The organism is Candidatus Glassbacteria bacterium, from assembly GCA_019456185.1.
Taxonomy (GTDB): domain Bacteria; phylum Gemmatimonadota; class Glassbacteria; order GWA2-58-10; family GWA2-58-10; genus JAJRTS01.
Window position 1 is genome coordinate 73,558 of sequence record VRUH01000001.1, and the last position, 26,474, is coordinate 100,031.

Annotated in this window: 22 protein-coding genes; 15 read left to right on the forward strand and 7 right to left on the reverse strand. The window is 62.2% G+C overall.

The features are described from left to right. Position 1: 1 nt before the first annotated feature. The 6 genes from FVQ81_00365 (at position 2) to FVQ81_00390 (ending at position 6,687) form a co-directional block, all read left to right on the forward strand. Positions 2-904 (forward strand): polyprenyl synthetase family protein, encoded by a 903-nt coding sequence (locus tag FVQ81_00365; protein ID MBW7995028.1) that lies wholly within the window; start codon positions 2-4, stop codon positions 902-904. A gap of 107 nt (positions 905-1,011) precedes the next feature. Then, the gene (gene dxs / locus FVQ81_00370; GenBank protein ID MBW7995029.1) at positions 1,012-2,925 is read left to right on the forward strand and encodes a 1-deoxy-D-xylulose-5-phosphate synthase; all 1,914 of its coding nucleotides are present in this window, start codon (positions 1,012-1,014) and stop codon (positions 2,923-2,925) included. Then, the gene (locus tag FVQ81_00375; protein MBW7995030.1) at positions 2,903-3,778 is read left to right on the forward strand and encodes an NAD(+)/NADH kinase; all 876 of its coding nucleotides are present in this window, start codon (positions 2,903-2,905) and stop codon (positions 3,776-3,778) included. Before dxs ends, FVQ81_00375 begins: the two co-directional genes overlap by 23 nt. 15 nt (positions 3,779-3,793) lie before the next feature. Continuing rightward, positions 3,794-5,512: a DNA repair protein RecN gene (recN, locus tag FVQ81_00380; protein MBW7995031.1), complete on the forward strand. Its 1,719-nt coding sequence runs from the start codon at positions 3,794-3,796 to the stop codon at positions 5,510-5,512. Then, positions 5,509-6,201, forward strand: coding sequence for a CDP-alcohol phosphatidyltransferase family protein (locus tag FVQ81_00385; protein ID MBW7995032.1), 693 nt, complete (start codon positions 5,509-5,511; stop codon positions 6,199-6,201). Before recN ends, FVQ81_00385 begins: the two co-directional genes overlap by 4 nt. A 3-nt stretch (positions 6,202-6,204) precedes the next feature. Next, positions 6,205-6,687, forward strand: coding sequence for an adenosine monophosphate-protein transferase (locus tag FVQ81_00390; protein MBW7995033.1), 483 nt, complete (start codon positions 6,205-6,207; stop codon positions 6,685-6,687). 70 nt (positions 6,688-6,757) lie between these two features. On the opposite strand, the gene FVQ81_00395 is transcribed toward FVQ81_00390, so the two are convergent. Together FVQ81_00395 and FVQ81_00400 are read right to left on the reverse strand one after the other, a co-directional pair. Then, positions 6,758-7,735, reverse strand: a complete 978-nt coding sequence (locus tag FVQ81_00395; protein ID MBW7995034.1) for a hypothetical protein — start codon at positions 7,733-7,735, stop codon at positions 6,758-6,760. After that, complete coding sequence (locus FVQ81_00400; GenBank protein ID MBW7995035.1) at positions 7,732-10,620, reverse strand: S8 family serine peptidase; 2,889 nt, start codon at positions 10,618-10,620, stop codon at positions 7,732-7,734. The genes FVQ81_00395 and FVQ81_00400 overlap by 4 nt, the downstream gene beginning before the upstream one ends. Before the next feature lie 407 nt (positions 10,621-11,027). Between FVQ81_00400 and FVQ81_00405 the strand changes: the two genes are divergently transcribed. From FVQ81_00405 to FVQ81_00435, 7 genes are all read left to right on the forward strand, one after another. Continuing rightward, positions 11,028-11,570 carry a macro domain-containing protein gene (locus tag FVQ81_00405; GenBank protein MBW7995036.1) on the forward strand — a complete coding sequence of 181 codons (543 nt, stop codon included), beginning with the start codon at positions 11,028-11,030 and terminating at the stop codon, positions 11,568-11,570. A gap of 121 nt (positions 11,571-11,691) precedes the next feature. After that, positions 11,692-12,351 carry a response regulator transcription factor gene (locus FVQ81_00410; protein MBW7995037.1) on the forward strand — a complete coding sequence of 220 codons (660 nt, stop codon included), beginning with the start codon at positions 11,692-11,694 and terminating at the stop codon, positions 12,349-12,351. A gap of 158 nt (positions 12,352-12,509) precedes the next feature. Next, positions 12,510-13,922, forward strand: coding sequence for a type I glutamate--ammonia ligase (gene glnA, locus FVQ81_00415; protein ID MBW7995038.1), 1,413 nt, complete (start codon positions 12,510-12,512; stop codon positions 13,920-13,922). A 170-nt stretch (positions 13,923-14,092) separates the two neighbouring features. Continuing rightward, entirely contained in the window at positions 14,093-16,426 is a 2,334-nt protein-coding gene (locus tag FVQ81_00420; protein MBW7995039.1) for a hypothetical protein, read from the forward strand. Beyond that, complete coding sequence (locus FVQ81_00425) at positions 16,377-17,363, forward strand: sugar phosphate isomerase/epimerase (protein ID MBW7995040.1); 987 nt, start codon at positions 16,377-16,379, stop codon at positions 17,361-17,363. Before FVQ81_00420 ends, FVQ81_00425 begins: the two co-directional genes overlap by 50 nt. Position 17,364: 1 nt before the next feature. Then, the gene (gene glnA / locus FVQ81_00430; protein MBW7995041.1) at positions 17,365-18,702 is read left to right on the forward strand and encodes a type I glutamate--ammonia ligase; all 1,338 of its coding nucleotides are present in this window, start codon (positions 17,365-17,367) and stop codon (positions 18,700-18,702) included. A gap of 21 nt (positions 18,703-18,723) precedes the next feature. Continuing rightward, the gene (locus FVQ81_00435; GenBank protein MBW7995042.1) at positions 18,724-20,229 is read left to right on the forward strand and encodes a hypothetical protein; all 1,506 of its coding nucleotides are present in this window, start codon (positions 18,724-18,726) and stop codon (positions 20,227-20,229) included. Between the two features lie 66 nt (positions 20,230-20,295). On the opposite strand, the gene FVQ81_00440 is transcribed toward FVQ81_00435, so the two are convergent. Both FVQ81_00440 and FVQ81_00445 read right to left on the reverse strand, forming a co-directional pair. Beyond that, positions 20,296-21,501 (reverse strand): acetate kinase, encoded by a 1,206-nt coding sequence (locus FVQ81_00440; GenBank protein MBW7995043.1) that lies wholly within the window; start codon positions 21,499-21,501, stop codon positions 20,296-20,298. Positions 21,502-21,533: 32 nt separating this feature from the next. Then, positions 21,534-22,439, reverse strand: a complete 906-nt coding sequence (locus FVQ81_00445) for a 3-hydroxybutyryl-CoA dehydrogenase (GenBank protein MBW7995044.1) — start codon at positions 22,437-22,439, stop codon at positions 21,534-21,536. A gap of 350 nt (positions 22,440-22,789) precedes the next feature. Here FVQ81_00445 and FVQ81_00450 point away from each other — a divergent pair, with 350 nt between their 5' ends. Together FVQ81_00450 and FVQ81_00455 are read left to right on the forward strand one after the other, a co-directional pair. Next, on the forward strand, positions 22,790-23,524 hold the full coding sequence (locus tag FVQ81_00450) for a protein-L-isoaspartate(D-aspartate) O-methyltransferase (GenBank protein ID MBW7995045.1): 735 nt from the start codon (positions 22,790-22,792) through the stop codon (positions 23,522-23,524). After that, the gene (locus FVQ81_00455; protein ID MBW7995046.1) at positions 23,521-24,285 is read left to right on the forward strand and encodes a tetratricopeptide repeat protein; all 765 of its coding nucleotides are present in this window, start codon (positions 23,521-23,523) and stop codon (positions 24,283-24,285) included. The genes FVQ81_00450 and FVQ81_00455 overlap by 4 nt, the downstream gene beginning before the upstream one ends. A gap of 59 nt (positions 24,286-24,344) precedes the next feature. Here the strand turns inward: FVQ81_00455 and FVQ81_00460 are convergent, their stop codons facing one another. The 3 genes from FVQ81_00460 to FVQ81_00470 form a co-directional block, all read right to left on the reverse strand. Then, positions 24,345-25,355 (reverse strand): hydrogenase expression/formation protein, encoded by a 1,011-nt coding sequence (locus FVQ81_00460; protein ID MBW7995047.1) that lies wholly within the window; start codon positions 25,353-25,355, stop codon positions 24,345-24,347. A gap of 10 nt (positions 25,356-25,365) precedes the next feature. Then, positions 25,366-25,668: a hypothetical protein gene (locus FVQ81_00465; protein MBW7995048.1), complete on the reverse strand. Its 303-nt coding sequence runs from the start codon at positions 25,666-25,668 to the stop codon at positions 25,366-25,368. Between the two features lie 70 nt (positions 25,669-25,738). Continuing rightward, on the reverse strand, positions 25,739-26,383 hold the full coding sequence (locus FVQ81_00470) for an SPOR domain-containing protein (GenBank protein ID MBW7995049.1): 645 nt from the start codon (positions 26,381-26,383) through the stop codon (positions 25,739-25,741). Positions 26,384-26,474: the final 91 nt, after the last annotated feature.

Consider the following 26,474-nt stretch of genomic DNA (forward strand, 5'->3'; position numbering starts at 1 on the left):
GATGGATCTGCAAGCTTACCTTGCGGCCGAGAAACGCGAGGCCGATGTACGCCTGGCTGAGATGGCCGATAGCTGGCGCGTAAATTTCGCGGTTGGAACCGGTCTTGCCGATGCCATGCATTACAGCCTGACAGCGGGCGGCAAGCGGATCAGGCCCATCCTGGCGATGGCCTCCTACCGCGCGTGCGGCGGCGGCGACGAGCGCGCCTGGCGCGGAGCGCTGGCCCTGGAGCTGATCCACACCTACACGCTGATCCATGACGATCTGCCATCGATGGACGATGACGACTACCGTCGCGGGATGCCGACCTGCCACCGCAGCTACGGTGTGCGCACCGCGACACTGGCCGGCTCGGGGCTGCAACTGGCCGCGTTCGAGGAACTCTCCGGCTGCTGCCGGGAGCTGGAACTGGATGCCGGAAGCTCGGCCGCCGTGGTTGCCGATGTGGCCTCGGCGGTTGGCGGCGGCGGCGTGGTTGGCGGCCAGATAGTCGATCTGGAGAGCGAGCGCAGGAAGATCGGCCGGGACACGCTGCACTATATCCACTCCCATAAGACCGCCGCCCTGCTGAGAGTGTCCTGCACTCTCGGCGGCCGTCTGGCCGGGGCGGAAGATCACAAGGTTGCGGCACTGGCCGCCTACGGTGAGGATATCGGGCTGGCTTTCCAGATCGTCGATGACCTGCTGGACGTCGAGGGAAATTCGGCCGAGTTGGGCAAGACGGCGGGAGCCGACCAGGCGCGCGGCAAGGCCACTTTCCCTGTCCTTTACGGAATGGATGAGAGCCGCCGGCTGGCCGCAGAGGCCGTCGAGCGGGCATGCTCCCGGCTGAACGGGGCGAGGCTCGATCCCCACGGAGTACTTTCCGCGCTCGCTGGATTTATCCTCGAACGCTCGTCATGAAGACTTCCTGGCGGAATCACTTGATCGAGTCAGGGCTGAGGGTTAGATTTATTCTCAGCAAGTGATCCCGGACGCCAGCTTACGAAATATCATGAAAGGAGCCAGCTTTGGACGTCAGGCCGGGCCCCAGGCTTGAAAAAATAAATGGTCCCGACGACGTGAAGAGACTCCAGGTCGAAGAACTCGAAGAGCTCTGCCAGGAGATCAGGGAGTATCTAGTCAGCGTAGTCTGCACCTGCGGAGGCCACCTGGCCCCAAATCTCGGCGTGGCGGAACTGACTGTCGCCCTGCACCACGTTTACGACCTGCCGGCGGACAAGATCGTCTGGGATGTCGGCCACCAGTGCTATGTCCACAAGATCCTCACCGGCCGCCGCGAGGCGTTCCGCAAGCTGCGCCAGGAGGGCGGAGTCAGCGGGTTCCCGGACCCCGGGGAAAGTCCGTGCGACGCCTATGTCACCGGGCACGCCAGCACCTCGATCAGCGCGGCTATCGGTTATGCCTCCGCCCGCGACCTGGCGAAGGAAAATTTCCGGGTCGTGGCCGTGATCGGCGATGGCGCCCTGACCGGCGGACTGGCTTACGAGGGAATGAACAACGCCGGCGCCAGCGGGCGCGATATCCTGGTGATCCTCAACGACAACCAGATGTCGATTTCCCCGAATGTCGGCGCGTTCTCGCGTTACCTCAACAACATCATCCTCGACCCGCGTTATAACAAGCTGAAAAAGGAAATCTGGGACATGACCGGCAAGCTGCCGGTGGGCAAGGAAGAGGTCCGCGGATTCGCCCACAAGCTCGAGGAGTCGCTTAAAAACATGGTTCTGCCCGGGATGCTGTTCGAGGAGCTGGGATTCCGCTATTACGGGCCGGTGGACGGGCATAATGTCGGCGAGTTGGTAACGACCCTGCAGTCGGTCAAGGATCTCGACGGGCCGGTGCTGCTGCACGTGCTGACCAAGAAGGGCAAGGGCTACGTGCATGCCGAGGAAAACCCGACCCGTTTTCACGGCACTCCGGCGTTCGATATCGAAACCGGCCGCAGCAAACCGTCGCAGATACCAAGCTACTCCAGATTTTTCGGCGACGCCGCGGTCGAGCTGGCGGAGAACAACCCGCGCATCCTGGCGATCACGGCCGCCATGCCCGACGGTACCGGTCTGGACCTGTTCCGCGACCGGATCGCCGACCGCTTCTTCGACGTTGGTATCGCCGAGCAGCACGCGGTCACTTTTGCCGCCGGAATGGCCAAGGTGGGCGCGCGCCCGCTGGTGGCGATCTACTCTACGTTTCTCCAGCGCGCGTTCGACATGACGATCATAGACGTGGCGTTGCAGGAACTGCCGGTGGTGTTTGCCCTCGACCGCGCCGGGATTGTCGGCGATGACGGCCCGACTCACAACGGTGTGTTCGACCTCGGCTTCATGAGCATGATCCCCAACATGATTGTCACCGCGCCCAAGGACGAAGTGGAACTGCGCGACCTGCTCTACACTGCCTTCCTCCAGGACAAGGCGCCGTTCAGTATCCGCTACCCGCGCGGCAGCGGCGTGGGCCTGATCCGCAGCCTTCGCTTCCGCGAGGCTCCGGTGGGTACGTGGGAGATGCTGGAGGACGGCGCCGACGTGGCCGTGCTGGCTACCGGCTCGATGGTTTATCCGGCGATGTGGGCCAGTAAGCTGCTGGCCAAGGACGGGATCAAGGCCGCTGTAATCAACTGCCGCTATATCAAGCCGCTCGACGAGCAGATGCTGGATCAGCTGCTCGACCAGTTCGAGACGATCGTGACCGTGGAGGAAAATCTCCTGACCGGTGGATTTGGTTCCCAGGTAGCTCTCTACGCGGCCTCACGTCTCCGTCCTGGGAGCAGGATTTTCCATCTGGGGATCCCGGACCGGTTTATCAAACAGGCCAGGCGCAATGTAATTCTCGACCGCCTGGGCCTTTCACCCGCCGGAATCCATTCCTTCGTCAAGAGTGCGATAGCCGAGCGCGTCAATGAACATAGCGTTAAAGGCTAACATCTACCACAAGGACCTCCGCCGCGAGCTGGAGCGCTGCCTGGACTTCCTCGCCGACAAGGGCGTGGACGTCTGGATCGGCAGCGAGTTGACGGAGTTTGTGCCCGGGCGTAACCTGCCCGTGCTCGACAGCGACAAGGGCTTGCCGGAGGATATCTCGCTGGTCCTGGCATTGGGCGGTGATGGTACGGTGCTGGCGGCCGCCCGGCAGGCTGTCGGGACCCGTGTGCCGGTTTTCAGCGTGAATCTCGGCCATTTCGGTTTCCTCACGGCCAGCTCGCTCGAGGAATTTCCGGAGCATTTCGAGCGGGTCATGTCAGGTGATTACGAGGTCGAGGAGCGGATGATGCTGGCCGCGGAAGTAATCAGTCCCGGCGGCGGGACCCGCAGTTTTACCGCTCTTAACGACGTTGTCCTGCACAAGGGCGCCCTGGCCCGGCCGATCCTGATCGACATCAAGGCCGGAGACGACCTGGTCGGCGTGTTCCCGGCCGATGGCGTGATTGTGTCGACCCCTACCGGGTCAACGGCGTACTCGCTGTCCGCGGCCGGTCCGATCCTGTTCCCGCTGATGAACGCTATCGCGGTCACTCCAATCTGCCCCCACACTCTGGCCGTGCGCCCGTTTGTCGTCCCCGCGGAATATCCCGTCACTCTCTGCGAGCGCTCCTCGCACCAGGACGTGCTGCTCACCGTGGACGGCCAGCTTGGCGTAAGTGTCCGCGAAGAGGACGTGGTGCGTGTCACGCGCTCGGCCGATGTTACCCTGCTGGTCAAATCTTTCGAAGGATCATTCTTCTCACTCCTGCGCAGCAAGCTCAAATGGGGGGAGAGGGAAAGAAATCGACACTGAAGGGCCTGAACCACGATGCTGAGCCTGTTACGCGTAACGGACTTCATCCTCTTCGGCCGGGTCGATATCGAATTCGGCGACCACCTCAACGTGATCTCCGGCGAAACCGGCGCTGGTAAATCTATCCTGCTCGGAGCGGTGGAAATGCTCCTCGGCGGCGATGTGAGCGGCGGAATGATCCGCACCGGCGCGGATAGAGCGGTGGTCGAGGGCTTGTTTTACCTGGACTGCGATCTGCGCGGCGAGCTTGTCGGTGAGGGCCTGCTGGAAGACGATCCGGGTGAGGAGCTGATTGTCCGCCGCGAGCTCAACGCCGCCACCGGGCGCAGCCGCTGCTTTGTCAACGGCGCGCTGGCCAACCTGCCCCTGCTGCGTTCTCTGGCCGAGCGCCTGATCCAGGTGCACGGCCAGCAGGAACACCAGTTACTCGCCCGGGGAACTCACCAGCTCGAACTGCTCGACAGTTTCGCCGGGCTGGCCGCAAGCCGCCATGAGTTCGCATCCCGGCTGGCCCGCTACCGCAAAATTGACCGGCAGGCAGAGCAGATTCGCCGGAAACTCGAGCAGGGTGAGCGGGAACGGGAACTCTCACGCTTCCAGCTCGAGGAGATCGAGCAAGCCGGGATCAGCGCGGAGCAGGAGGCCGGACACGAGGAAGAACTCAAGGTCCTGGAGAATGCGGAGAAGATAATCGAGGAACTCTCCCGTCTGCTGGCGGCCCTGGAGGGCGACCCCTCGGCAGCCGGGTCCAGCCTGATCGGAGAGCTTGGCGCGCAGCGCAAGGGGCTCGAGGAGCTGGCCGGGATGATGAGCAGGGCCGGACCGCTGCTCGAGCAGTACGACTCGGCCAGGTTTGCCCTGGACGAAGTGACTGCCGGTCTGCGGGAGCTCGAACAGAGGGTCGAGCAGAACCCCTCGCGGCTGGAGGAAATCCGCGCCCGCCTGGATGAATACTACAGGCTCAAGAAAAAGTATGGTCCTGAGGTGGCCGATGTGCTGGCCACGGCGGATCGCCTGCGGGAAGAACTCGCCGGGGCCGAACGCGGCGAAAGCGAGTTGGAGTCTCTTGAAACCGAGCGCGCCCGGCTCCGGGACAACCTTCGCGAGCTAGCAGGCAAGCTGAGCGATGAGCGGCGGCGCTCGGCCCGGGGTCTGGAGCGCGAAGTCACTGCGCGCCTCGGCGGTCTGGGTATGGCCGGCGGCCGGTTCGAGGCCGGGTTTCAGCCTGTCACGGAGGACGGAGACACCGGCGATTACTTGACCACCGGTAACGACAGGGTTACTTTTCTGCTTTCGACAAACCCCGGCGTGCCGTTGATGCCGCTGGCGGAAGTCGCCAGCGGCGGCGAACTGAGCCGGATCATGCTGGCGATCAAAAGCACCCTGGCCGAGGTCGAAGAACCCTCGACCATGATTTTCGATGAAGTCGACGCCGGAATCGGCGGCAAGGTGGGCGGGATGGTGGGCGCTTACCTGGCTGAGATCGCCCGCCGCAGTCAGGTCCTGGTAATCACTCACCTGGCAAGTATCGCCGCCTTGGCGGATACCCACCTCGTAGTGGAGAAGGCTGCCGAGGGTGAGCGGACCGAAACGCGGGTCAGGATATTGAACAACGGCGACCGCCCCGGGGAGATTGCCCGCATGCTTGGCGGGGACAGCGGCAGTGCGACCTCGCTGGCGCATGCAGTTCAAATCCTGGAGAGTGCTGGGAAAGGAATCGGTACGAGCCGATGAGGAACATGACGGACAAGAAAGTGCCGATCCCGTACACCAGGATCAGGGAACTGAATGTCCTTACCCTCTCCAATTTTCTGTCCCTGCTCAGGGTACTGCTGCTGCCCGCGATTTTTTTCCTGTTGATGAAGAAGACTCCGCTGGCGGACCGCTGGGCGCTGGGGCTGATGGTTTTCGCCGGGCTTACGGATATCCTCGACGGCTGGATCGCGCGCTGGCGTGGAACGATTTCCAGCTTCGGCAAGATTATCGACCCGCTGGCGGACAAAATATTCATGATCGGCGTGGCGGTGTTCCTGATCCTGCTGCGTGGTTTTCCGGTGTGGCTGTTCGCGCTGATGCTGGTCCGCGACGTGGTGATAGTCGGCGGGGGGGCCACCCTGATCCGCCGCTACAAGATCGTCTTTCCATCCAACCTCTGGGGTAAGCTCTACTCGTTTTTCCTGGCCCTGCTGATCACGGCATATACCCTGTCGCTGAGCAGCAGGTTTATTCTGCCGCTGCAGGCCGTGGTGGTGGGATTCCTCGTAATCTCGATGTTCAGTTACAGCGTTATCGTCACTCGTTATATCAAAACTCACCATCGTCACCAGAGAAGGGGCAGGCTGCGCAAGGCGAACGGGTATTCCGACCCGGAAAGCGCGGCGGCCGTGTCCGGTGAAGCGGACAACCCCACGGCAGGGAGGTAGGGGATGACTCTCAGTTCGGTCAAAATCCGGATTCCGGAAGGCACCAACGTCGTTATCGGCCAGAGCCACTTTATCAAGACAGTCGAGGACCTGTACGAGGTCCTGGCGACCAGCGGCATCTCGCTCAAGTTCGGGATCGCTTTCTGCGAGGCCAGTCAGGACCGGCTTGTGCGCTGGGACGGCAACGACAGGGAACTGATCGACACGGCGGTGGCCAATGCCCAGGCGATCGCCGCCGGCCACGTGTTCGTGGTGCTGCTGCGCGACGGGTTCCCGATCAACGTACTCAACCAGATCAAAAACTGCCCCGAGGTCTGCCGGGTTTTCTGCGCGACAGCCAACCCCCTGGAGGTGATCGTGGTCGAGCGGGAGCAGGGGCGCGGTGTGGTGGGGGTGGTGGACGGCGTCTCGCCGGCGGGAGTGGAAACCGAAGACGACCAGGCGGTGCGCCGTGAGTTCCTGCGCAAGATCGGGTACAAGCGCTGAAAGTGGGCAAGACCGGCAGGAATAAAAAAAGGCCGGCTCTTTGTGCCGGCCCTTTCCGTTTCAGCCCCGCTCAGCGCAGACTGTAGCTGGTCAAGGTCTTGATAAAGGTCCAGGTGCCGATCCCGATGAACTCGATACTCCCGTCCGGGAACTGGGCGATGATCAGAAATTCGGGGTCCGAGATTTCCGCCCTGATCAAACCGACCCCTCCTTTGTAATAGAAACGCTGGACGTAGAATTCGCTGGCTGCTGCTCCCACCAGTGTGTTCGTTTCCTCTATCTCGGCGATCGGCCCGTCGTACCCGTCAAGCTCCGGCAGGATATTCGACACCCGTTGCGATATGTCGACCCCGCCGACTCCGCCAGCCGCCAGTGAAACCCACTTAAGCCCCTTGTACAGCTCGTTGAACAGGAAGATGTATTCGTTTTCATAGAAGATCGCGTTTTCGTTATTCTGGATCCCGTCGCTGGCCAACAGGCTCCCGTCACGATCCGCGCGCGGCAGGATCGAGCCGCGGGGATCGGCGATCAGGTAAGCCAGCTTGTTCAGGGAAATGAACCTTTCTTTGCCCCCGATCTCGATCATCGTTCCCAGCCGAGTCCCACTCTCATTGTGAGAGAAGGGTATGAACCCGCCAGTGGGATTGTAGACCGCCTCGTCGGCTTTGAGCAGCACCTTGCCGTCCGGGGTCGGCGCCAGGTAGCGCCGCTCCAGCACGGTATCGGCTCCCGCGCGGAAAACGAAACCCATCACGTGGTCAAACTTCAGGGCGAACGCCTCGAGTCCGCCGATATTCTCCGTGCGGTTGATCGTCACGATCTGCCTTCCCGTGGAGAAGGCTTCAAACGCCGGCAGGGTCGTGTCTTCCTGGACGAAAATGCTCTGCTCCAGCGCGTACTCCCAGCGGTTGCCCAACGCCAGCGGCAAAGCGTCCACTACCCGGTCGCCGGTTTCGGGCGAGGTCGAGCCGTCACTGCAGGAAACCAGCCCGGCGGCGACAACCAGGAGCGCCGATAATAAGCAGGATCTGAGACAGCGTCCGGTCATTTGAGCAGCACCATCTTCCTGGTGGCCGTGAACTCACCCGCCCGCAGGCGGTAGAAGTACACGCCGCTGGCAACCTGCCGCCCGTGGAGGTCGGTGCCGTCCCAGGTCACCGTGTAGGCCCCGCTGCCCTGCACCCGGTCGACCAGCACTTCAACGGTCCGTCCGCGAAGGTCGTAAATCGTCAGCCGCACCCTCGCCGGTTCGGAATCAGCGGGCACGAGATAGGATATCGAGGTGCCGGGGTTGAACGGGTTCGGTGAGTTCTGGGCCAGACTGAACCCGCGCGGCAGGCCGGGGACGGATGCGGGGCTGTATTCCCGCCCTGCCAGCGCCAGGCTGCCGCTGTACTTTGCATGGGCGGCCCGGGTGTTCGCCAGCAGGTCGGCTTCGTCGTCCCCCACAACCACCGCCCAGGCCAGCCGCAGGGTATCGCCGGCGGCCAGAGAGTGCGGACCGCTGGCCAGCACGGTCGACCAGTCGTCCAGGGAATCGCTGGCCGCGTGGGATGTGCCGCCGCTCATGAATGCGAAGAACACGTTGTCGCTGTAGCCGGAGTGGACATAGCGCCAGTTGAGCACCGCCCTGGCTCCGCTGACCCTGTGGCCGCTGACCAGCGCCAGTCCGCCAGTCGGGAAGGTGCTTTCCTGCGGGTTGTAGACGTAACTCAGGCTCAGGCTCTCGTCCCATTTTACGGCGTTGCGGGTGGGGATCGAATCCGGGATATCCCAGTCGGCGTAAAGGCCCACATAGAGATTGTTGATTGTCGCCGGATGCGGGTTGAGCACCTCGTACTCCATGATCACGAAATCGTCGTCCGGGGCGTTGCGCCAGGCCATCGTGGTCTGCTTGAGCTTGATCCCGATCGCGTTGATCGTCCCGGAGCTTTTCTCCGCGGTATAGCCGACAGTCATCTGGTCGGCGCGCGGGGAGTTTTCGATAAGCTGGATCGGGCCGCCCGGAGCCGGAGACCAGTCCTCGCCGGCCACCCCATCGGAAACTTTCAGCGAGCTGGTGCCCACCAGCAGCGCGCCGCGGTGCAGGATCGTATACCCGGCGTCCTGCGGATAGCGCAGTCCCTGCCCCGCGTTGTTGCGGCCGATACCGCCGCCGAACTGGCCGTAGTTGGTCAGGCTGAACAGGAAACTTCCCGCATCGTGGCTGACCAGACCCTGGACCGCCGGGGCGATCGGCAGGGTAAGCTGAAGGGTCTGCTCGTGCTGGCCGCCGGAGCCTGTCAGGTCGAGCAGCAGGACGAGCTGCCCGCCCGCCTCGGCCGTGGGTTCGATATCGAGTACGAACGGATCGGAGCTGTTGTCGGACCCGCCGAACCGGGCGATATCGCCGAAAGCGGCCGTTGTGTTGCGTAAGATCACGCCGGGGGAATTGGTGCGCAGTTCTCCGAATACATCGGTAATCGTGGTCCCGGAGTTGAACACCGGCACCACCAGCCTGATCCGTTCGCCCTGTTCGAGGTACCCGTTGCCGTTGCCGCCCTCGCTGTCGTCGATCCGGATCCGCTTGCTGTAGAGGATCGGCTCGTTGGGCAGGGGCAGGTTGGCGAACAGGGCGACCGGGTCGACCACGCCGTAGCCGTAGGCGAAATCCGGTCCTTCCAGCCCGTAATCAACCGCGCTGTCGATGAGCAGGTATTTTATCTCATCGGGAGTAAGCCTGGGGTTGGCCTGGCGGATCAGGGCCACGAGTCCGGAAACGTAGGGGGCCGAGAAACTGGTGCCGTTGATTTTCTGGTAGCTGAACCCGTACTTGCTGGAGACTATGGTCGCCACCCGCTCGCCCGGCGCGCAGACCGTGGGTTTGACACTGAACGAGTCGCAGGCGCTGGGTCCGCGGCTGCTGAAAGAAGAAATCCGGTTGAGTGAGTCCACCGATCCGACCGCGAACACGTTGACCGGGCTTTCCGTGCGGCTGGCGGGACTGCCGGTGGTCCAGGGGTCGGGGCCCTCGTTGCCGGCGCTCCAGATCACCACCGTTCCGGCGGCCTCTACCCGGTCGATCATGCGCCAGATCACCTGGCGGCAGACATCCTCGTTGTACTCGCCGGTGGTACCATAGCTGTTGTTGATCACGTCGGGCACATCGACCACGGTCTCCGGGTTGCCGTCGGGGTCCAGCGCCCACTGGAACGCGGAGATCAGCCAGCTGTCCTTGGTTGTGGATGCGCCCTCGTCGCTGAGGTTCTGGTTGTCGAATATTTTCGCACCGATCCACTGGGCGTCGAACGCCACGCCGAGGCTGCGCTCGCCGCCCACCATGATCCCCATCACACCCGTGCCGTGCGATGGCGTGTTGAACTCGTCATCGATCGGGAACGTGCTGCCGTCCACCGGGTCGAACCAGCTTTCGGCCGAGGTGCCGTCGTTATTGCCGCGCCACTTTGCGCTCAGCATCGGGTGGCTCCCGTCAATCCCGGAGCCGATCGCGCAGACGAGGATTCCCTTGCCGGTCAGGCCTCTGTTCCACAGATTGTTAAGCTGGAGGGTGCGGATCGGGTAGCTCTGGGCGCGGAGAGTGTCGGGATGGGGCACCGCGGCGATCCCGAGCGACTTTTCCACGATGTCCCTGCGGACGTGCAGCCGGTCGAAGGTGATATATTCGACCTCCTCACGAGCCGATAAATCCGCGATAAAAGAGGCCCGGCCTGTTACGGCGATTGAGTTATTGACCCAGAAAGACTTGTAGGAATCGACCGCCCCGGCCGCGATGGCCTGTTCCAGCAGCTCGATAACCTGCGCCTGGGACTCGCTGGTGACGGCCAGCATCGCGCCGACGACCTCGCTGTGGCGTTTCTTCTTGTCCGCTGAGGCGAGCCTGAGGCCGTTGTCCAGCGCGGCCAGTTCCAGCCAGTCGTCGATATAGACGATCACCTCGAGGGTTTCCGAGCCGCCGCCCTCTGTTAAGGCCGAATACAGACCGGGGCTGAGGCGCGAACTGACCGGCTCCGCTGCCCGGAGAGCAGAACCGCACAGAATAAGGCACAGAGCGGTTGTTAGCTGTGTTGTAAGAGAGCAGAATCTGAAAACAGGACGCACATAATCCCCGTGGAAAAATACAAACGTCGTTCGCGGGAAAAATAAGGGGGGAGTAAGCAAAAAGCAAGAAACGAGCCGGCCCGTTGGGGGCGTTTTGACTCTGAATCAGCCGCCGGTTATATTTGCTGATATCAGTTCAGGCAAGCCGATTGAGCAGTTCGCCGCAGCGCCTTCTCGAATCTTGTTACACCACAGCCGGTTCCTGGTTCCAGCCGGTGGCGTTTTACGGAGGAAATCCTGCGATGGACAGCTTCCTGGCCGGAAAAACGAAGATCGGATTGCTGAAAGGCGATATTACCCAAAGCGGGTCCGATGCGATTGTCAACGCGGCCAACAGCGCACTGCGGATGGGAGGCGGCGTGGCGGGAGCGATCCTGCGCGCGGGCGGGGAATCTATCCAGCGCGAATGCGACAAGATCGGCGGCACACCGGTCGGCACGGCTGCGATCACCGGTGGCGGCAACCTGCGGGCGCGCTACGTAATCCACGCGGTTGGCCCTCGTCAGGGGGAAGGCGACGAGGGCCGTAAACTGGCCGGGGCAACCCGCTCCAGCCTGGAGCTTGCCGAGAGCAACGAGCTGGAATCGATCGCCCTTCCTGCGGTCAGCAGCGGCATCTTCGGTATCCCGCTCGATTTCTGCGCCCGCACCATGTTGGAAGCCGCAATCTCCTATCTTCGCACGGGCGAACACAGCCTTCGCGAGGTTGTTTTCTGCCTGTTCGACGACGAGGCATTGGAGGCGTTCTCACAGGCCCTCGAAGATCTCACCGGCCCGGCAGCCTGAAATCTTGTATCTTGCCTGAAAACCTTTTGCAAACTAAATTTATTTTTTCTGCGCTTTTGCTGTCCGGCCTTCGCCGGTTTTTCCAATTCTTATTGGTTGTTGGTACACGATGCGCAAACTGATGGTGCTGGTGGCCCAGGGAGAAAACGAGCTGGCGGGCGAGGTTCGCGCGGCGCTCGATGGCCTGGACTATGAAGTTCTGCATCCCACCGCAACCGACGGCAAGTCGCTGAGGGAAATCGAGCAGGTCGATCTGTTCCTGCTGGTGGCCGCGCGCGTGCGCGGGCTGGAAAAGCTGGCTGTCACCCTGAGTGACGACGACCTGCTGAAATCCGTGCCCAGGCTGGTAATCACCTCCGACAAGGCTCTGGAAAAGTTCGACTACTGCCGGCTGGCTGACGAAATCCTGGTCACGCCGTTCACGTCAGTTGAACTGACTGCGCGCCTGCGGATGATAAGCTGGCGGCTGTTCAAAGTGGACCCGTCAAACCGGGTGACCGCGGATGAACTGGTGATCAATCTGGCCACCTACGAAGTGACCCTTGACGGCTCGCCAGTGGATTTGACATTCAAGGAATACGAACTCCTGCGCTATCTGGCTACCCACCGCAGACGTGTCCATTCCCGGCGCGAACTGCTCAGCCGTGTCTGGGGCGAAGATTACTACGGCGGGGCGCGCACGGTGGACGTCCATATCAGGCGGATCAGGGCCAAGATCGAACAGAGAGGCCGGCAGTATATCCAGACCGTGCGGGGTGTGGGCTACCGCTTTATCGGGTAATCCCCGCCTTATTAATCCTCATTTAATCTTTCTGAAATCTTTCTGAAACATTTCCTCATTATTTTTCAGCCACGAGTTTATCGTATTCAAAGTTGTTCGGCTCCCGTAACTGCGCGGAAGAGCAGTCAAGCAACCAAAATATCCACAGGAGGACCTAAGTGGGACCGAAGGAAGTACTACAACTCATTAAGGAAAAAGACGTAAAGGTAGTCGACGTGCGATTCATGGATTTTCCGGGCCTGTGGCAGCACTTCTCGATTCCGGCGAGTGAGTTGAGCGAGGATACGTTCGAGGAGGGACTGGGTTTCGACGGCTCCAGTATCCGCGGCTGGCAGGAAATCAACGAGAGCGATATGATCGTGCGGCCCGACGCGGCCACGGCGTTTATCGATCCGTTCATGGAACACACCACGCTCGTGATCATCTGCGACATCTGCGATCCGGTTACCGGCGAGGACTACTCCCGCGACCCGCGCCATATCGGCAAGAAAGCGGTCAAGTACATGAAGACCACGGGGATCGGCGACACGGCGTACTTCGGACCCGAGGCCGAGTTCTTCATTTTCGACGACATCCGTTTCGACCAGACCCCCCACTCCGGGTATTATTTCCTGGATTCGGTCGAGGGAGTGTGGAACAGCGGGCGCGACGAGGGCCCGAACCTGGGCTACAAGCCCCGCCACAAGGAAGGCTATTTCCCGGTTCCGCCGACCGATTCTCAGCAGGATATCAGGACCGAGATGATGCTGACGATGATGGATTGCGGCATCGATATCGAATGCCAGCACCACGAAGTGGCCACCGCCGGGCAGGCCGAGATCGACATGCGGTTCATGCCGTTGGTCAAATGCGCCGACAGTCTGCTCTTGTACAAATACATCGTCAAGAATGTCGCGCGCAAGCACGGCAAGACTGCCACGTTCATGCCCAAGCCCATCTTTGCCGACAACGGCAGCGGGATGCACATCCACCTCTCGATCTGGAAAGGCGATACTCCGTTGTTCGCCGGCGACGGCTACGGCGGGATGAGCGAGATGGCGATGTGGGCTATCGGCGGTATCCTCAAGCACGCGGCCAGTATCCTCGCTTTCACCAACCCGACTACCAACAGCTACAAGCGCCTGGTGCCGGGTTTCGAGGCGCCTGTGAACCTGGCCTACAGCTCGCGTAACCGCAGCGCAGCGGTCCGCCTGCCGATGTACAGCAACTCGCCCAAGGCCAAGCGGCTCGAGTTCCGCTGCCCCGATCCCAGTTGCAACCCCTACCTCGCGTTCTCGGCTCTGCTGATGGCCGCGCTGGACGGGATTCAGAACAAGGTCGATCCGGGCGACCCGCTGGACAAGAATATCTACGACCTGCCGCCCGAGGAGCTGGCCAAGGTGCCGACCACGCCCGGTTCGCTGGAAGCGGCGCTCAACGCCCTCTCCGATGACCACGAGTACCTGCTCAAGGGCAACGTGTTTACCGAGGACGTTATCGAGACCTGGATCGACTATAAGATGACGAATGAAGTTCAGGAAATGGCGCTCAGGCCTCATCCATACGAGTTTTTTCTCTACTACGATATCTGATCAGGATGGATCCTGGTATCTCGATACGGGCCGCCGGCAGGAGTGAAATTCAGCCGGCGGCTTTCTTTGCTCAGGCCTTTTTAGATTGTAATTCACCCCCGGCCCCTTTTATTATATTAGTCTTGAGTGGTTAAGACCTTTGAGGGGATAACACGTTTCCGGCGGTAAGCGTGAACGGCGAGGGATCCAAAAAAAGAAAAATCGACGGGCGGCTGGTGCAGAGACTCAGGGCGCTTGATGGTGAACTTGAAACCAGGCTGATCGAAATTCACCTGCGCCGGATGGACGAGCAGTATTTCGCCACCTGTACCGAAAACGAGATCGCCGGGCATCTCAAAGTGATGTCCGCGCTCGGTCCGGGCAGAAGCTGCGGGATATCCCGCAGGGAACTCGAGCCGGGCCTCTGGCAGCTGACTGTGGTTGCGTTCGACCACCAGGGGCTGTTTTCGTTTATCGCCGGCAGCCTCGCCAGCGCGGGACTCAGTATCGAGCGGGGGCAGGTCTGGACCTGGGAGGAAGAGCCGGAACCGGAGCAGCAGGACAGGGGCAAGGCACGGATGAAGTACGATTTCCGTCTGCGCCGCTGGATTCCCCGTTCCCAGTCCGCTGGCGACTCGGTTTCGCCCGCCGATTCGCTGGAGCGCAAAAAGATTGTCGATGTGTTCACCGTGCGCGCCACCGGCGCAGAACCTGACTGGGAGGAACTGGAGCGGAATCTCGACAGGCTGGTCCAGCTTCTGCTGCGCGGCAAGGAGGAGGAGGCCCGCGCCAAGGTCGGGCGCAGGGTGATCGAGTACCTCGGTGGCAACTGCCGCGTGGACGATCAGGCGCTGCTGCCGGTCCGGGTCTATTTCGACAATGAATCATCGAAACGCTACACGGCGATGGATATCGAGGCGGAGGACACGCCCGCCTTCCTGTTCCTGTTTACCAATGCACTGGCCAGGCGGGGAGTCGATATCCATCGGATCACGATCGGCACCAGCAGGGGTAAAGTCCGCGACCGTTTCCTGATCACCGACAGCCAGGGCCGCCGGATCGATAAAGCGGAACGGATCGATGAGTTGCGGTTTATTGTCGTGCTGGTCAAGCAGTTCAGCCACCTGCTGGTGGCCAGTCCCGACCCGGCGATGGCCCTGAAAAATTTCGAACAGCTGGTGGAGCGGATCTGGGACGACCATGAGAGGGGAGACGCCGAGGGCTGGCGCATGCTCGACCTGGCCGACCAGCCGGTGCTCGAAGCCATGGCCCGGCTGTTCGGCACCAGCAATTTCCTCTGGGAAGATTTCCTCCGCCTGCAGTATGAAAACCTGCTGCCCGTCTTCCAGGACCTCGATTCCCTGGAAAATTACAAGGACAAGGCGGACATGTGGTCCGAGTGCGAACTGGAGTTGCTGGACGCCTCCTCGTTCGAGGACGCGGTCGAGCGGCTGAACAGCTTCAAGGACCGCGAAATGTTCCGGATCGACATGCGGCACATCCTCGACCGGATTACCGATTTCAGCGAGTTCAGCCGCGAGCTGACAGATCTGGTGGAAATAGTGATCGAGCAGGCCTACCGGATCGCCGACAGTAATCTCAGGGCTCGTTTCGGCCCGCCGCAGACCGGGGAAGGGGAATTGTGCAGCTTCGCCGTCTTCGCCCTGGGCAAGGCCGGGGGGCGGGAACTGGGTTACGCATCGGATATCGAGGTGCTGTTTGTCAATTCGGGTCCGGGCACGACCAGGGGCCCGGAGGTTGTCGACAACAGCGAATATTTCGAGAAACTGGCCAAGGCCATAATCAAAACCATCCGGGCCAAACGACAGGGCATTTTCGAGCTCGACCTCCGGTTCCGGCCTTACGGTAACCAGGGACCGCTGTGCAACACGCTTAACCAGATCGAGGAATATTATTCCGACGACGGACCGGCGTGGGATTTCGAACGCCAGTGCCTGGTCAGGCTCAGGCCGATTGCCGGGGGCGAGGATCTGGGTAACAAAGTATGCGAGGTGCGAGACAAGTTTGTCTACAGCGGCAAACCGTTGAATTTCGGCGAGCTTGCGCGGCTGCACCGCAAACAGCAGGAGGAGTACGCCGCCGGAGGGAGACTGAACGCCAAGTTCAGCGACGGCGGTCTGGTGGATGTCGAGTACCACGTCCAGCACCTGCAGATTGACCACGGCGCCGGCGACCCGTCGGTGCGGCGGAACTCTACCCGCAAGGCGCTGCAGGCCCTGCACGCAGGCGGGTATATCTCCGATGGAGATTACGCCGACCTTCGCGGCGCCCATGATTTCCTGCGTTGCCTGATTAACGCCCTGAGGATTCTGCGGGGCAATGCGCGGGATCTGGTGGTGCCGGACGCCGAGAGCGAGGAGTTCCTGTTCCTGGCTCGCAGGATGGGTTATCCCACCGGTGAGGAAGGCCGGTTGGACCTTGACATGGAGCGGCACACCACGGCGGTGAAACGGATTGTCGATTGGGACAGCAAGGCCGGATTATCTCAGGAAACAGGGAGTTGAAACAGTGACGGCGCAGACAGAGGCCCGCAACAGGGAATGGATCGACGAGGTTCTGGGGGGCAGGAAGCTGGCCTATTCCACAACCAATTTTCTCAACTACCCTCTGGAGGAATCTCTGCGCCGGATCGCCCTGGGGGGCTTCCGCAACGTTGAAATCTGGGGTAATATCAGGCACCTCGACCCGCGCAACGAGAACGAAGACGTCAACGCCACGGCCGCGCTGTGCCAAAAACTGGGCCTGCGGGTCCTGTCGATTCACGCCCCGTTCACTCTCGACCACGACAACGACTCCCCGCGCCGAATGGATGTCTGGGAAAAACTGGTTGTGCGCTCGATGGAGCAGGCCGAACTGCTGGGCGCGTCCACCCTGGTTGTCCACCCGGTCACCAGCGGGACCGATAACTCGGACGACGCGTTCCGGGCGATGGTGGAGCGTACGGGCGAGTCCCTGATGCGGCTGGCGGATATCGCCGCCGGCAAGGGACAACTGATCGCTATCGAGAACATGCCGGCCCATCGCGTCCGCCGCTGGGGGCGGGCAGTGGATGAGCTCTACGAATTCGTCAACGGCAGCGGACGGGACAACCTGGGGATCTGCCTGGACACCGGCCATGTGGTGTTCAATAACGGCGATCCCTCGCGGGACCTGGAACAGTGCCTGGACCGTGTTTTCAGCGTACATATGAACGACAATATCTGGGGCATGCACATGGACCTGCATCTGGTGCCCGGCACGGGCTCGGTGGACTGGCAGCGCTTCCGCGCGCTGCTGGAAGCGGAGCGGTTCGGCGGGATGATCGTGCTGGAACTCGACAGCCGCGGCCGTCCCAGCAGCATCTTCGAAGAGGCCCGCGCTTTCGCGGCCGGGTATTTTTCTGACAGCGGGGACGGGCAGTCCGCACCCCGACGGCAGCCGGAAATGAATCCGGGGGAGTGAGATGAGCGAGAACAGCAGGGAATACGTACTGAAGATGGCCCGCGACCACGGGGTCAAGTTTATCAGGCTGTGGTTTACCGACATGCTGGGCTTCCTCAAGAGTTTCGCGATCACGGTCGAGGCGCTGGAGGAAACGCTGGAGAGCGGCAAGAGTTTCGACGGCAGCTCGATCCAGGGGTTCAGCCGGATGGACGAAAGCGACATGATCGCCATGCCCGACCCGGAAACATTCTGCATCCTGCCCTGGCGTCCGGCGAGCGAGGGCAACTCGGTTGCCCGGATGTTCTGCGACATCTTCCACCCGGACGGCGAGCCGTACTCGGCCGATCCGCGCCAGGTGCTCAAGCGCAACCTTACCCGCGCCAGCATGATCGGCTACACCTATTACGTGGGCGCCGAGTTGGAGTTTTTCTACTTCAAGGATAACTCGGCTTCGCCTGTTGGACTGGACCAGGGAGGCTATTTCGACCTGACACCCCTGGACGTGGCCAGTGATTTCCGCCGCGACACGGTGCTGACCCTGGAGAGCATGGGTGTGCCGGTCGAGAGCAGCCACCACGAGATCGCGCCCAGCCAGCACGAGATCGACCTGCGTCACGAGGACGCCCTGAGCATGGCCGACAACACCATGACCTACCGCCTGGTGGTCAAGGAAGTGGCGTTGCAGAACGGGGTCTACGCCACCTTCATGCCCAAGCCGCTGGCCGAGCATGACGGCAGCGGAATGCATGTCCATCAGTCCCTGTTCGACGGGGAGAGCAACCTGTTTTACGACCCGGCCGACGAGAACCGGCTCTCGCAGTTGGCCAAGGCTTTTATCGCCGGACTGCTGCACCACGCCCCGGAAATCGTGGCGATCACCAACCAGTGGGTCAACTCCTACAAGCGGTTCGTGGCCGGCTACGACTCGCCGATTCACAACACCTGGGCGGTGAGGAACCGTAACAGCATGGTCCGCGTTCCCCCCTGCCATCCGGAAAAAGCCCAGTCCGTGCGCTGTGAGTTTCGCCTGCCCGATCCAGCCTGCAACCCGTACCTGGCCTATGCCGTGATGCTGGCCGCCGGGTTGGAAGGCGTGGACAGGGGCTACGAGCTGCCGGACCCGGTGGAGGACGATCTGGGTAAAGTGAGCGCCGCCGAACTCGAGCGCCGGGGTATCGAGCGGCTGCCGGACAACCTGCTCGACGCCGTGCGCAGGATGGAGGGCAGCGAATTGGTGCGCGGCTGCCTGGGCGATGACCTGTTCGATAAGCTGGTGCAGAACAAGAAGATCGAGTGGCAGCGCTACCATCGCCATATCAGCGACTACGAGATGCGACGCTACCTCCCGCAACTCTGAACTCCCCCTCACGGTGAGCGCATGAGCAAGGACAGCCAGGTGCCGGTCCCCGGCGGTGATTCGCTGCTGGGGGTGGTGGAGCAGATGCTGGCCGAGTTGTCACGGGAGCTTCCCCATGACGCGCGGCCGGACAAGGACGCCCTGCTCGGCATGCTCACCAGCGGTGAGCGCAAACTGAACCTGTTTTTCATCAAGCACCTGCCACGCGAGGCTGTCACCGCCCTGCGCCGCGACAGCTCCTGGCGCGACAGCCTGTTCTCCGCGCTGCGCAAGGCGATAATCTCACTCAATCCACCCCTGCTCAACCCGCCCAGAGTGCGCCGTCTGGTGCCGGAAGCCGCTGCCTGGCCGATGGCCGAGGTGCGCAGGGACCCCGATCTCTGGGCCGCCAGGATCATCGCCGCCCTGCCCGTGCCGCCCACCGTTTTTCTGCCCCTGGTCTCGGTCCGGGGACTGATAGCCCGGCTCAAAGTGTCGCTGGAATCGAGTCTGCCCAATATCGATGATATCGAACGGCTGGATGCGCTCTACCTCTATATCGAGCGGGAGCTGGCCTCGGTCCCGGCTGTCGACCGCTTTGTCCTGCGGACGCTGGAAATTTACGGCCGGGAGAGCGCCGGCCCCGGCGAGGTAATCGCCGCCTACCGCCTGCTGGCCATGAGGGTGCCGGACACTCTTGAGCGTCTAGAACCCTCAGCCGAAAAAGACAAAAAACTGGTGGCGATCAAGGAGGCTGTCGGCTTGCAGGACCCTGACGCCCTGCGCCTGGAGTTCAAGAAGCGCACCATGGGCCGGGCCGACGAGCTGATGAAAGCCGCCGGAGATTTCGAGGAGCTGCTGGAGCTGCGCTTCTTTTTCGACCAGATCGGCGAAAGGTCGAACCGCAAGCTGCTCAGTGCCAAAACCGGTCAGTTGGCCCGCGGGATGAACGTGCGGGCCGAGGGCTACGAACTGCTGGGTAAACTGAGCATGGAGGAACTGGACGAGGACGGTCTGCTGGAGCTGGTGCCGGTGGTGATGGGCAAGGCGGAAAGTTTCGTCCTGGGCGCGCCGCAGCGCTTTCTGCGCCGCCTGATGAAATTCTACCTCGGAACGGCGGTGCCCCTGCTGCGCAGCCTGCGCAAGAAACCGGAGAAAGTACCGCGGCTGATCCAGAATTTCAAGCGCCAGGTGGGTCTGCTGAACAACTACCGCGACCTGGACGACCTGGCCCAGACTATCCAGCGCAAGATGGTACTGGCGATCTGCGGTCCGCAGATGCTGGCCGACGCGCCGGAGAAAATCCTCTCCTGCCTCACTCATCTCCCGCCCGAGTTCTACCCGCCCGCGGTGATGAAGACGATCCGCGACATGGTCCGTCAGTACGGGGCCGGGCACAGTTTCACCACGGCCGATGTGCTGAGAATCCTGGCTGTCTACCCTCCGGCCGAGGAAGAGGAGGAGGGCGAGGGCGGCTCATCGGTCGAGGAGATCGAGCGGTTGATCAGGTTCAAGCAGGGACGGCCGCCGAAACCGGCGGAAGACTAAACAATGCTGAAAAAAAAGGGAGACAACGAGGTCTCCCTTCCATATTCCGCCCGTTCTCCTGCCGTATTATCGGGCCTCGTTCACAATCCGCTCCGTATCGCGGGCGATCACCAGTTCCTCGTTGGTCGGGATGGCGAATACTTTTACCCTGCTGCCCGGCTTGCTGATATCGGCCTCTTTGCCCACTGCCTCCTCGTTGGCTTTCCCGTCCAGCTCCAGCCCCAGGAAGCCCAGCCCCTCGCAGGCCTTGGCTCGCACCAGCGCGCTGTTTTCGCCCACCCCGGCGGTGAACACGACCGCGTCCAGCCCGCCCATCGCGGCGGCATACGCGCCGATATACTTGCGCAGCCGGTAGCAGTACACCTCGATCGCCAGCCTGGCGCGCTCGTCGCCTTTCCCGCTCTCCTCGATCAGATCGCGCATGTCGCTGGAGATCCCGGACAAACCCTGCAGGCCGCTGTGCTTGTTGAGCAGGGTGGTGGCCTCGGAGAGGCTCAGTTCCTCGCGGCCCATGATATGCAGGATAATCGACGGGTCGATATCGCCGCTGCGGGTGCCCATCACCAGGCCCTCGAGCGGAGTAAGCCCCATCGAAGTGTCCACGCTCCTGCCGCCGTCGACCGCCGTGATGCTGCAGCCGTTACCGAGGTGGACCGTAATGACCTTGAGCTCCTCAGCCTTCTTGCCCAGCAGCTCCACCGCCCGGTTGTAGACGTAGTAGTGGCTGGTTCCGTGGAACCCGTAGCGCCTGATCTCGTAACGGCGGTAAAGCACGTAGGGCAGGGGATAGAGGTATGCGTGGCGCGGCAGGCTGCTGTGGAAGGCCGTGTCGAACACGGCCACCTGCGGTAGGCCCGGCAGGTTGCGCAGCGCCGCGTTGATTCCCCGGATATTGTGCGGATTGTGCAGCGGGGCCAGCTCGATACACTGGCGGATTTTGGCCAGCACTTCCTCATCCACCATCACGCTGCCGGTGAACTGCTGCCCGCCGTGGACTACCCGGTGCCCCACCGCGTCGACCTCGCTCTTGTCCTTGATCACGCCGTGCTTGGGGTGGACCAGATAGGCCAGGATCTGTTCGATCGCCACCGTGTGGTCCAGGATTTCCAGGCCGAACTTGACGCTGTACCCGTCGCTGCGCTCCAGGGTCAGCACCGCTCCGCTCATCCCGATCCGCTCCACGCTGCCTTTCACCAGTGCCACGCCATCTTCGGTATTTACCAGTTGGTACTTTACACTGCTGCTTCCGCAGTTGATCACCAGAATCAACATCGTACGGTATTCTCCCTTGGACTTGAATTCGTTCAGTCGTTCTTGCCGCTCTCGTAGGCGTCGCGCGTTTCGTACTTGAAAAACCCCTCGCCCATCGAACGGCCCAGCTTGCCGGCGCGCACCATCTTGCGCAGCAGCGGAGAGGGCCGGAACTTGACGTCGCCCAGTTCGTGAAACAGGTTGTCCATTCTGCGCAGGACCGTTTCCAGGCCCAGCTCGTCGGCCATCGTCAGCGGGCCAACCGGCAGGTTGTAACCCAGCTTGATCGCCGTGTCGATATCCTCGGCCGATGCGATACCCTCCATCAGCACCTGGATCGCCTCGTTGATCATCGGCAGCATCACGCGCGTGGTGATATAACCGGGGTATTCGAAAACTTCCACGGCGGTCTTGTTCAGCAGCCTGGCCAGCTTCTTGGCCGTTTCGACAGTTTCGTCAGAGGTGTGCATCCCGCGCACCAGCTCCACCATCGGAATCTTGGGTACCGGCTCCAGAAAGTGCATGCCGATCACTTTGTCGCGCAACCGGCTGGCACCGGCGATTTCGGTTACGCTGAGAGTGGAAATGTGGATCACGTAAAGCTCGAGCGACTCGGTGCACGTCTGCTCGACACGTTCCAGGGTCCCGCGCTTGTCCTGGAAGTTGAGTCCCATCGCTTCGACAGCGATCTTGCAGTCCTTGAGGCTTTCCAGTGACTCTGCCGGAGTGATCCTGGCCATGATCGCCCGTTTGTCTGATTCGGTCTTGCCCCAGCGCTCGATTTCGCGGTCGATCGATTTTCCGATCCCGGCCATCGCCGCCTCTGTCTGCTGCTTGTTCGGCCCGGCCAGCATCACCTCGATTCCGGCGGCGGCGAAAGTTTCGGCTATCTGCAGGGCCCTTTTGTTGATCCCGATTACGGTAGCCCTGTCAAAAAATAAGGCGCTGTCCTGTTCCATCGTCTTTCCTTGGCAAGTAAATGTATTGTCGAAAGGCAGGCTCCGTCCGCGGCGCTTGTCTGCGCGGGCGGTACGGCAGGGGAGGTGGTTGCGGTTGAATGCATCCGGACCAGACGCCGGAGGTATTTGCCACCGCAGTTCGCTGCATCCTGCAACAGTGTGTTAAAGTAATCCTGGCAGGAAGTTAAGTCAAGCTGCATCCGGGCGATAATTTCGGATAAATCCTGGAATTCGATATTTTTCTTGCCTGCGCGGCAGCGGAACTATTATTTGCACTGGGGCGGTGAAATGCTAATATATAGAGTAAAGATGTTAAGGAGGACCGAATGCCCGGATTTATTTTGGTGCTGATGGGCGCTCTTGCCGCCGGGCTGGCCTGCGGGACTGCGCCTGCACGGGAAAACAGCGTGGAGAGTCAGTTGATCAGGTTCCGTAACAGCAGGGGAGAGTCCGAGTGGCAACGGGAGCGGCGCGCGATGGTCGAGCGGCAGATCAGGCGCAGGGGAGTCAAAGACGAGCGGGTGCTGGCGGCCATGGAAGAAGTTCCGCGCCACGAATTCATCCCCGATAACCTGCGCTCCCGCGCCTACGGCGACCATCCGCTGCCGATCGGTCACAACCAGACGATCTCGCAGCCGTATATCGTCGCGCTGATGACCGACCTGCTGGAGCCTGAACCCGGCGATACCGTGCTCGAAATCGGGACCGGCAGCGGGTACCAGGCCGCCGTCCTGTCCAAGGTGGTCGCGTATGTCTACAGTATCGAGATTGTCGAGCCGCTGTGCGAGCGCGCGAGGGAAACGCTCGAAGCCGGCAATTACAGCAACGTCGAGGTCCTCTGCGGAGACGGGTACGACGGCTGGCCGGAGCACGCCCCGTTCGACGGGGTGATCCTGACCGCCGCACCGGAGAAAGTGCCTCAACCGCTGCTGGACCAGCTCGCCGAGGGCGGCCGGCTGGTGGTTCCCGAGGGCCGGTACAACCAGGACCTGGTGGTCTACGAAAAAACCGGAGGCAAAACGGTGAGACGGGAGGTGATCCCGGTCCGCTTCGTCCCGATGACCGGCAAGGCGGAGGACAAGTGAACGTCGATCCCGGCACTCCGCGGCAGGACCGGCCCCTGGAAAGCAGTGTGGATCAGGGGCTCAGGCAGCTTCGCCTGGGCTTCCTCGGTGCCTTTGGCCTGTTCGCGCTCGCGTTCGCGGCTGTTCAACTGCTGTTCTACCTCTGGGGCGGCGTGCTGGGCCTGCCGGGAGCTTACCGCGCAGGTGACGGCGGCCTGACCGCCGGAGCGTGGGTGATCGCCCTGCTGCTGCCGGGTCTGGTCGGCTACAGGGTCCTGCGCGGCCAGGACCGCCGTAATCTCGCCCTGCTCACCCGGATGTGGGGCTCCTGGCGCTGGTTCGATCACGGGGTGGAGATGATCGGCACCGCTGACGAGTACGGGGAGCGCCAGGAGCAGAGTTTCGCCCGGGCCAGCGCCCTCGATCCCGACGACCCTTACGCCCGCAACAACCTGGGCACCGTGCTGATGCAGCAGGGCAGGATCGACGAGGCCATCCGCTTCTACCGCGAAGCGATTCACAAGCGCCCGGACTACTACAAGCCCTATGCCAACCTCGGCGCGGCCTGGGCCAGAAAGGGACGCAGCGACAAGGCGATCAACCTTTACCGCAAGGCGCTGGAACTCAACCCCCGCGACCCGGCGACCCACCTCAATATCGGCCTGGCCCTGGCCCGCACGGGCAAGCGGCGGCAGGCGGCCACGCATTTGAAGCAGTTTATCTCGCTGGCCCCGGAGCATCCGCGCCGGCAGGAGGTATCCAGCTTCATCGCCACGTTGTAAAGGGGGAGGCCGGAAAACGGGAGACGTCTAAGAATTGTGGTCACCTGAAGGGGATTGTGCTAATCGAACAGACTCGCTATCTCATCCCGCGCGAACCGGCGCAGCTCCCGCCGGCGGCCGCTCTCGATCTCGGTAATACCGGCATCCCGCTCCGTCAGCCGGCCCACTCTGCGGCAGGCTACGCTCTTAGTCAGCAATCTGGAGATTATCGCTTCACTCGACGCCGGTTCGCAGGCGATCAGCAGGCTGCCTGAAGCCAGCAGCCCCAGCGGGTCCAGCCCCAGCAGCTCGCAGATTTTCTTCGTCGCATCGTAGATCGGGACTTCTTCAGCCTCCAGCTCCGCCCCCAGGCCCGCCGCGTCCGCCAGTTCACGAACAGCCCCGGCCAGCCCGCTTTCGGTCGGATCGTGCATCGCGTGCACTCCGCCAATGTCCAGCGCGACCCGGGCCTCGGACACCACGCTGATTCCCGGATTGTCCAGCATTTTTGCAGCCTGCCGGATTTCCTCCTTCGTGCAGCAACTATTAAGTCTTTCCGGGAACTCCCTGGCGATCAGCGCCGTGCCCTCCACTGCCAGCGCCTTGGTCAGCAGCAGGTCGTCACCGGCCCGGGCGTTACGTTTCAGGCACAACCTGCCCGGGGCGGCCTCGCCCAGCATCGTCCCGCAGATCAGCGGCCGGTCCAGCCCCGCTGTCACCTCGGTGTGTCCTCCCACCAGCTCCACGCCCAGCCGTTCGCAGGCGCCGGCCAGCTCGGCGAACAGCTCTGTAACGCGGCTCTCGTCAGTTTTTCCCTGCGGCAGAAGCACTGTCGCCAGCAGCCAGCGGCATTCTCCGCCCATCACGGCGATATCGTTGGCGTTGATCTGCACCGCGTACCAGGCGGGCCTCTCGGCCGCGAACGTCACCGGGTCGCTGGCGGCGATCAGGAAGCGATCGCCGAATTCGATAACCGCCGCGTCCTCACCGGCCTGCGCGCCAGCTATTACTCTGCCGTCGCGGCCGGGAATGCGGCGGAGCAGACCAGCCAGCAGTTCCGGGGTCAGCTTGCCTGTGGGGATCATGGCCACCGTTACGCCCTCAGCCCTCTTTACCGCTGCCGAACTCTTTCCAGAGCCCGTCCAGCAGGCTGCCGATCTTTTTTTCGCTGATTTCCTGGTCCAGGCTGGCCAGGAACTCGGCAACTCTCTTTTCGAACTTTACCGGGTCGATCATTTTGTGCTGCTGCAGGACCTCGCTCAGAGCCATCCCGGTGGCGGCCAGGCGCATCACCACGCCCTGGCGACGGGTATCTTTGTCGCGCAGCGCACGGAGGTCCCGCTCCAATTCCCGGATTCTGCGCTCCAGCTCCTCGACCCTGCGTTCAACTTCGTAATCGCCCATCTTCTTTCCGCTCCGCATCCGTTCAGGTTGTGGCCGCCGGGTATTGACACCCGGCCAGGCCGGGTCTAGGTTAAGTTGATGGCGCTTCGCTGTAAGCCGGGTCGTTTCCCCAGTCGTCCGGCAGCCGCTGCAGGATATACTCGCCGATCACGCCGGCGGCCCGGATACTGTCGGCGAACCAGGCTGCGTCCTGCCTGCCGGCAAAGGGCTCGATCAGGACCCGGTACCACCTGCCGCTGGCCAGAGCCGCCTGCTGGATCAGCACCTTACGCTCGATTTTTTCGGCCAGGGCTGCGGCCATTTGCTCGGCGTCAGCCCGCAGGCGGTAGCTGGAAACCTGGAGCGCGTAAACTCCGCCGCCGCTGGCCGCGGCGGCCGCGGGAGCATCCGCGAACAAAGGATCCGCGCCCCCGGGCGCGCGCAGGTCCAGCAGGATGTCCAGCGCGCCGGGGGAAGTCGGTGGCGGCGGGCCTGCCGCCAGACGTTCAAGCTGGCTGTTGAGCGAATCGAGCCGTTGTTCCAGCAGAGCAGTCTGTCTGCCCAGTTCCGCGGCTTGGTGTCTGAGGGCGGCGGCTTCGAACTGCAGGTATATGCTCAGCCCCGCCAGCACAGGCAGCAGCGCCAGTGCGGCGAGAGGAATGATGACCGGTATTTTGCGGACCAGCGGCTCCAGCCGCTTCCGGGTGTAGACGATCAGGTGCAAGACCGGCTCCAGGTATGCTGCGGCGGGGAATGGGTTCGGGCGGCGCCGCCGGCCCCGTAATCAGTCTACTCAAGCATGGTTTCCGGCGCAAGAGCTTTGCCTT

Coding starts and splice junctions, on each gene's coding strand:
- recN (MBW7995031.1), top strand. CDS start 3,794: ATGCTGAGCCTGTTACGCGTAACGGACTTCATCCTCTTCGGCCGGGTC.
- FVQ81_00435 (MBW7995042.1), top strand. CDS start 18,724: ATGAGCAAGGACAGCCAGGTGCCGGTCCCCGGCGGTGATTCGCTGCTG.
- FVQ81_00465 (MBW7995048.1), bottom strand. CDS start 25,668: ATGGGCGATTACGAAGTTGAACGCAGGGTCGAGGAGCTGGAGCGCAGA.
- glnA (MBW7995041.1), top strand. CDS start 17,365: ATGAGCGAGAACAGCAGGGAATACGTACTGAAGATGGCCCGCGACCAC.
- FVQ81_00395 (MBW7995034.1), bottom strand. CDS start 7,735: ATGACCGGACGCTGTCTCAGATCCTGCTTATTATCGGCGCTCCTGGTT.
- FVQ81_00375 (MBW7995030.1), top strand. CDS start 2,903: ATGAACATAGCGTTAAAGGCTAACATCTACCACAAGGACCTCCGCCGC.
- FVQ81_00445 (MBW7995044.1), bottom strand. CDS start 22,439: ATGGAACAGGACAGCGCCTTATTTTTTGACAGGGCTACCGTAATCGGG.
- FVQ81_00450 (MBW7995045.1), top strand. CDS start 22,790: ATGGGCGCTCTTGCCGCCGGGCTGGCCTGCGGGACTGCGCCTGCACGG.
- FVQ81_00385 (MBW7995032.1), top strand. CDS start 5,509: ATGAGGAACATGACGGACAAGAAAGTGCCGATCCCGTACACCAGGATC.
- FVQ81_00405 (MBW7995036.1), top strand. CDS start 11,028: ATGGACAGCTTCCTGGCCGGAAAAACGAAGATCGGATTGCTGAAAGGC.
- FVQ81_00440 (MBW7995043.1), bottom strand. CDS start 21,501: ATGTTGATTCTGGTGATCAACTGCGGAAGCAGCAGTGTAAAGTACCAA.
- FVQ81_00390 (MBW7995033.1), top strand. CDS start 6,205: ATGACTCTCAGTTCGGTCAAAATCCGGATTCCGGAAGGCACCAACGTC.
- FVQ81_00365 (MBW7995028.1), top strand. CDS start 2: ATGGATCTGCAAGCTTACCTTGCGGCCGAGAAACGCGAGGCCGATGTA.
- FVQ81_00410 (MBW7995037.1), top strand. CDS start 11,692: ATGGTGCTGGTGGCCCAGGGAGAAAACGAGCTGGCGGGCGAGGTTCGC.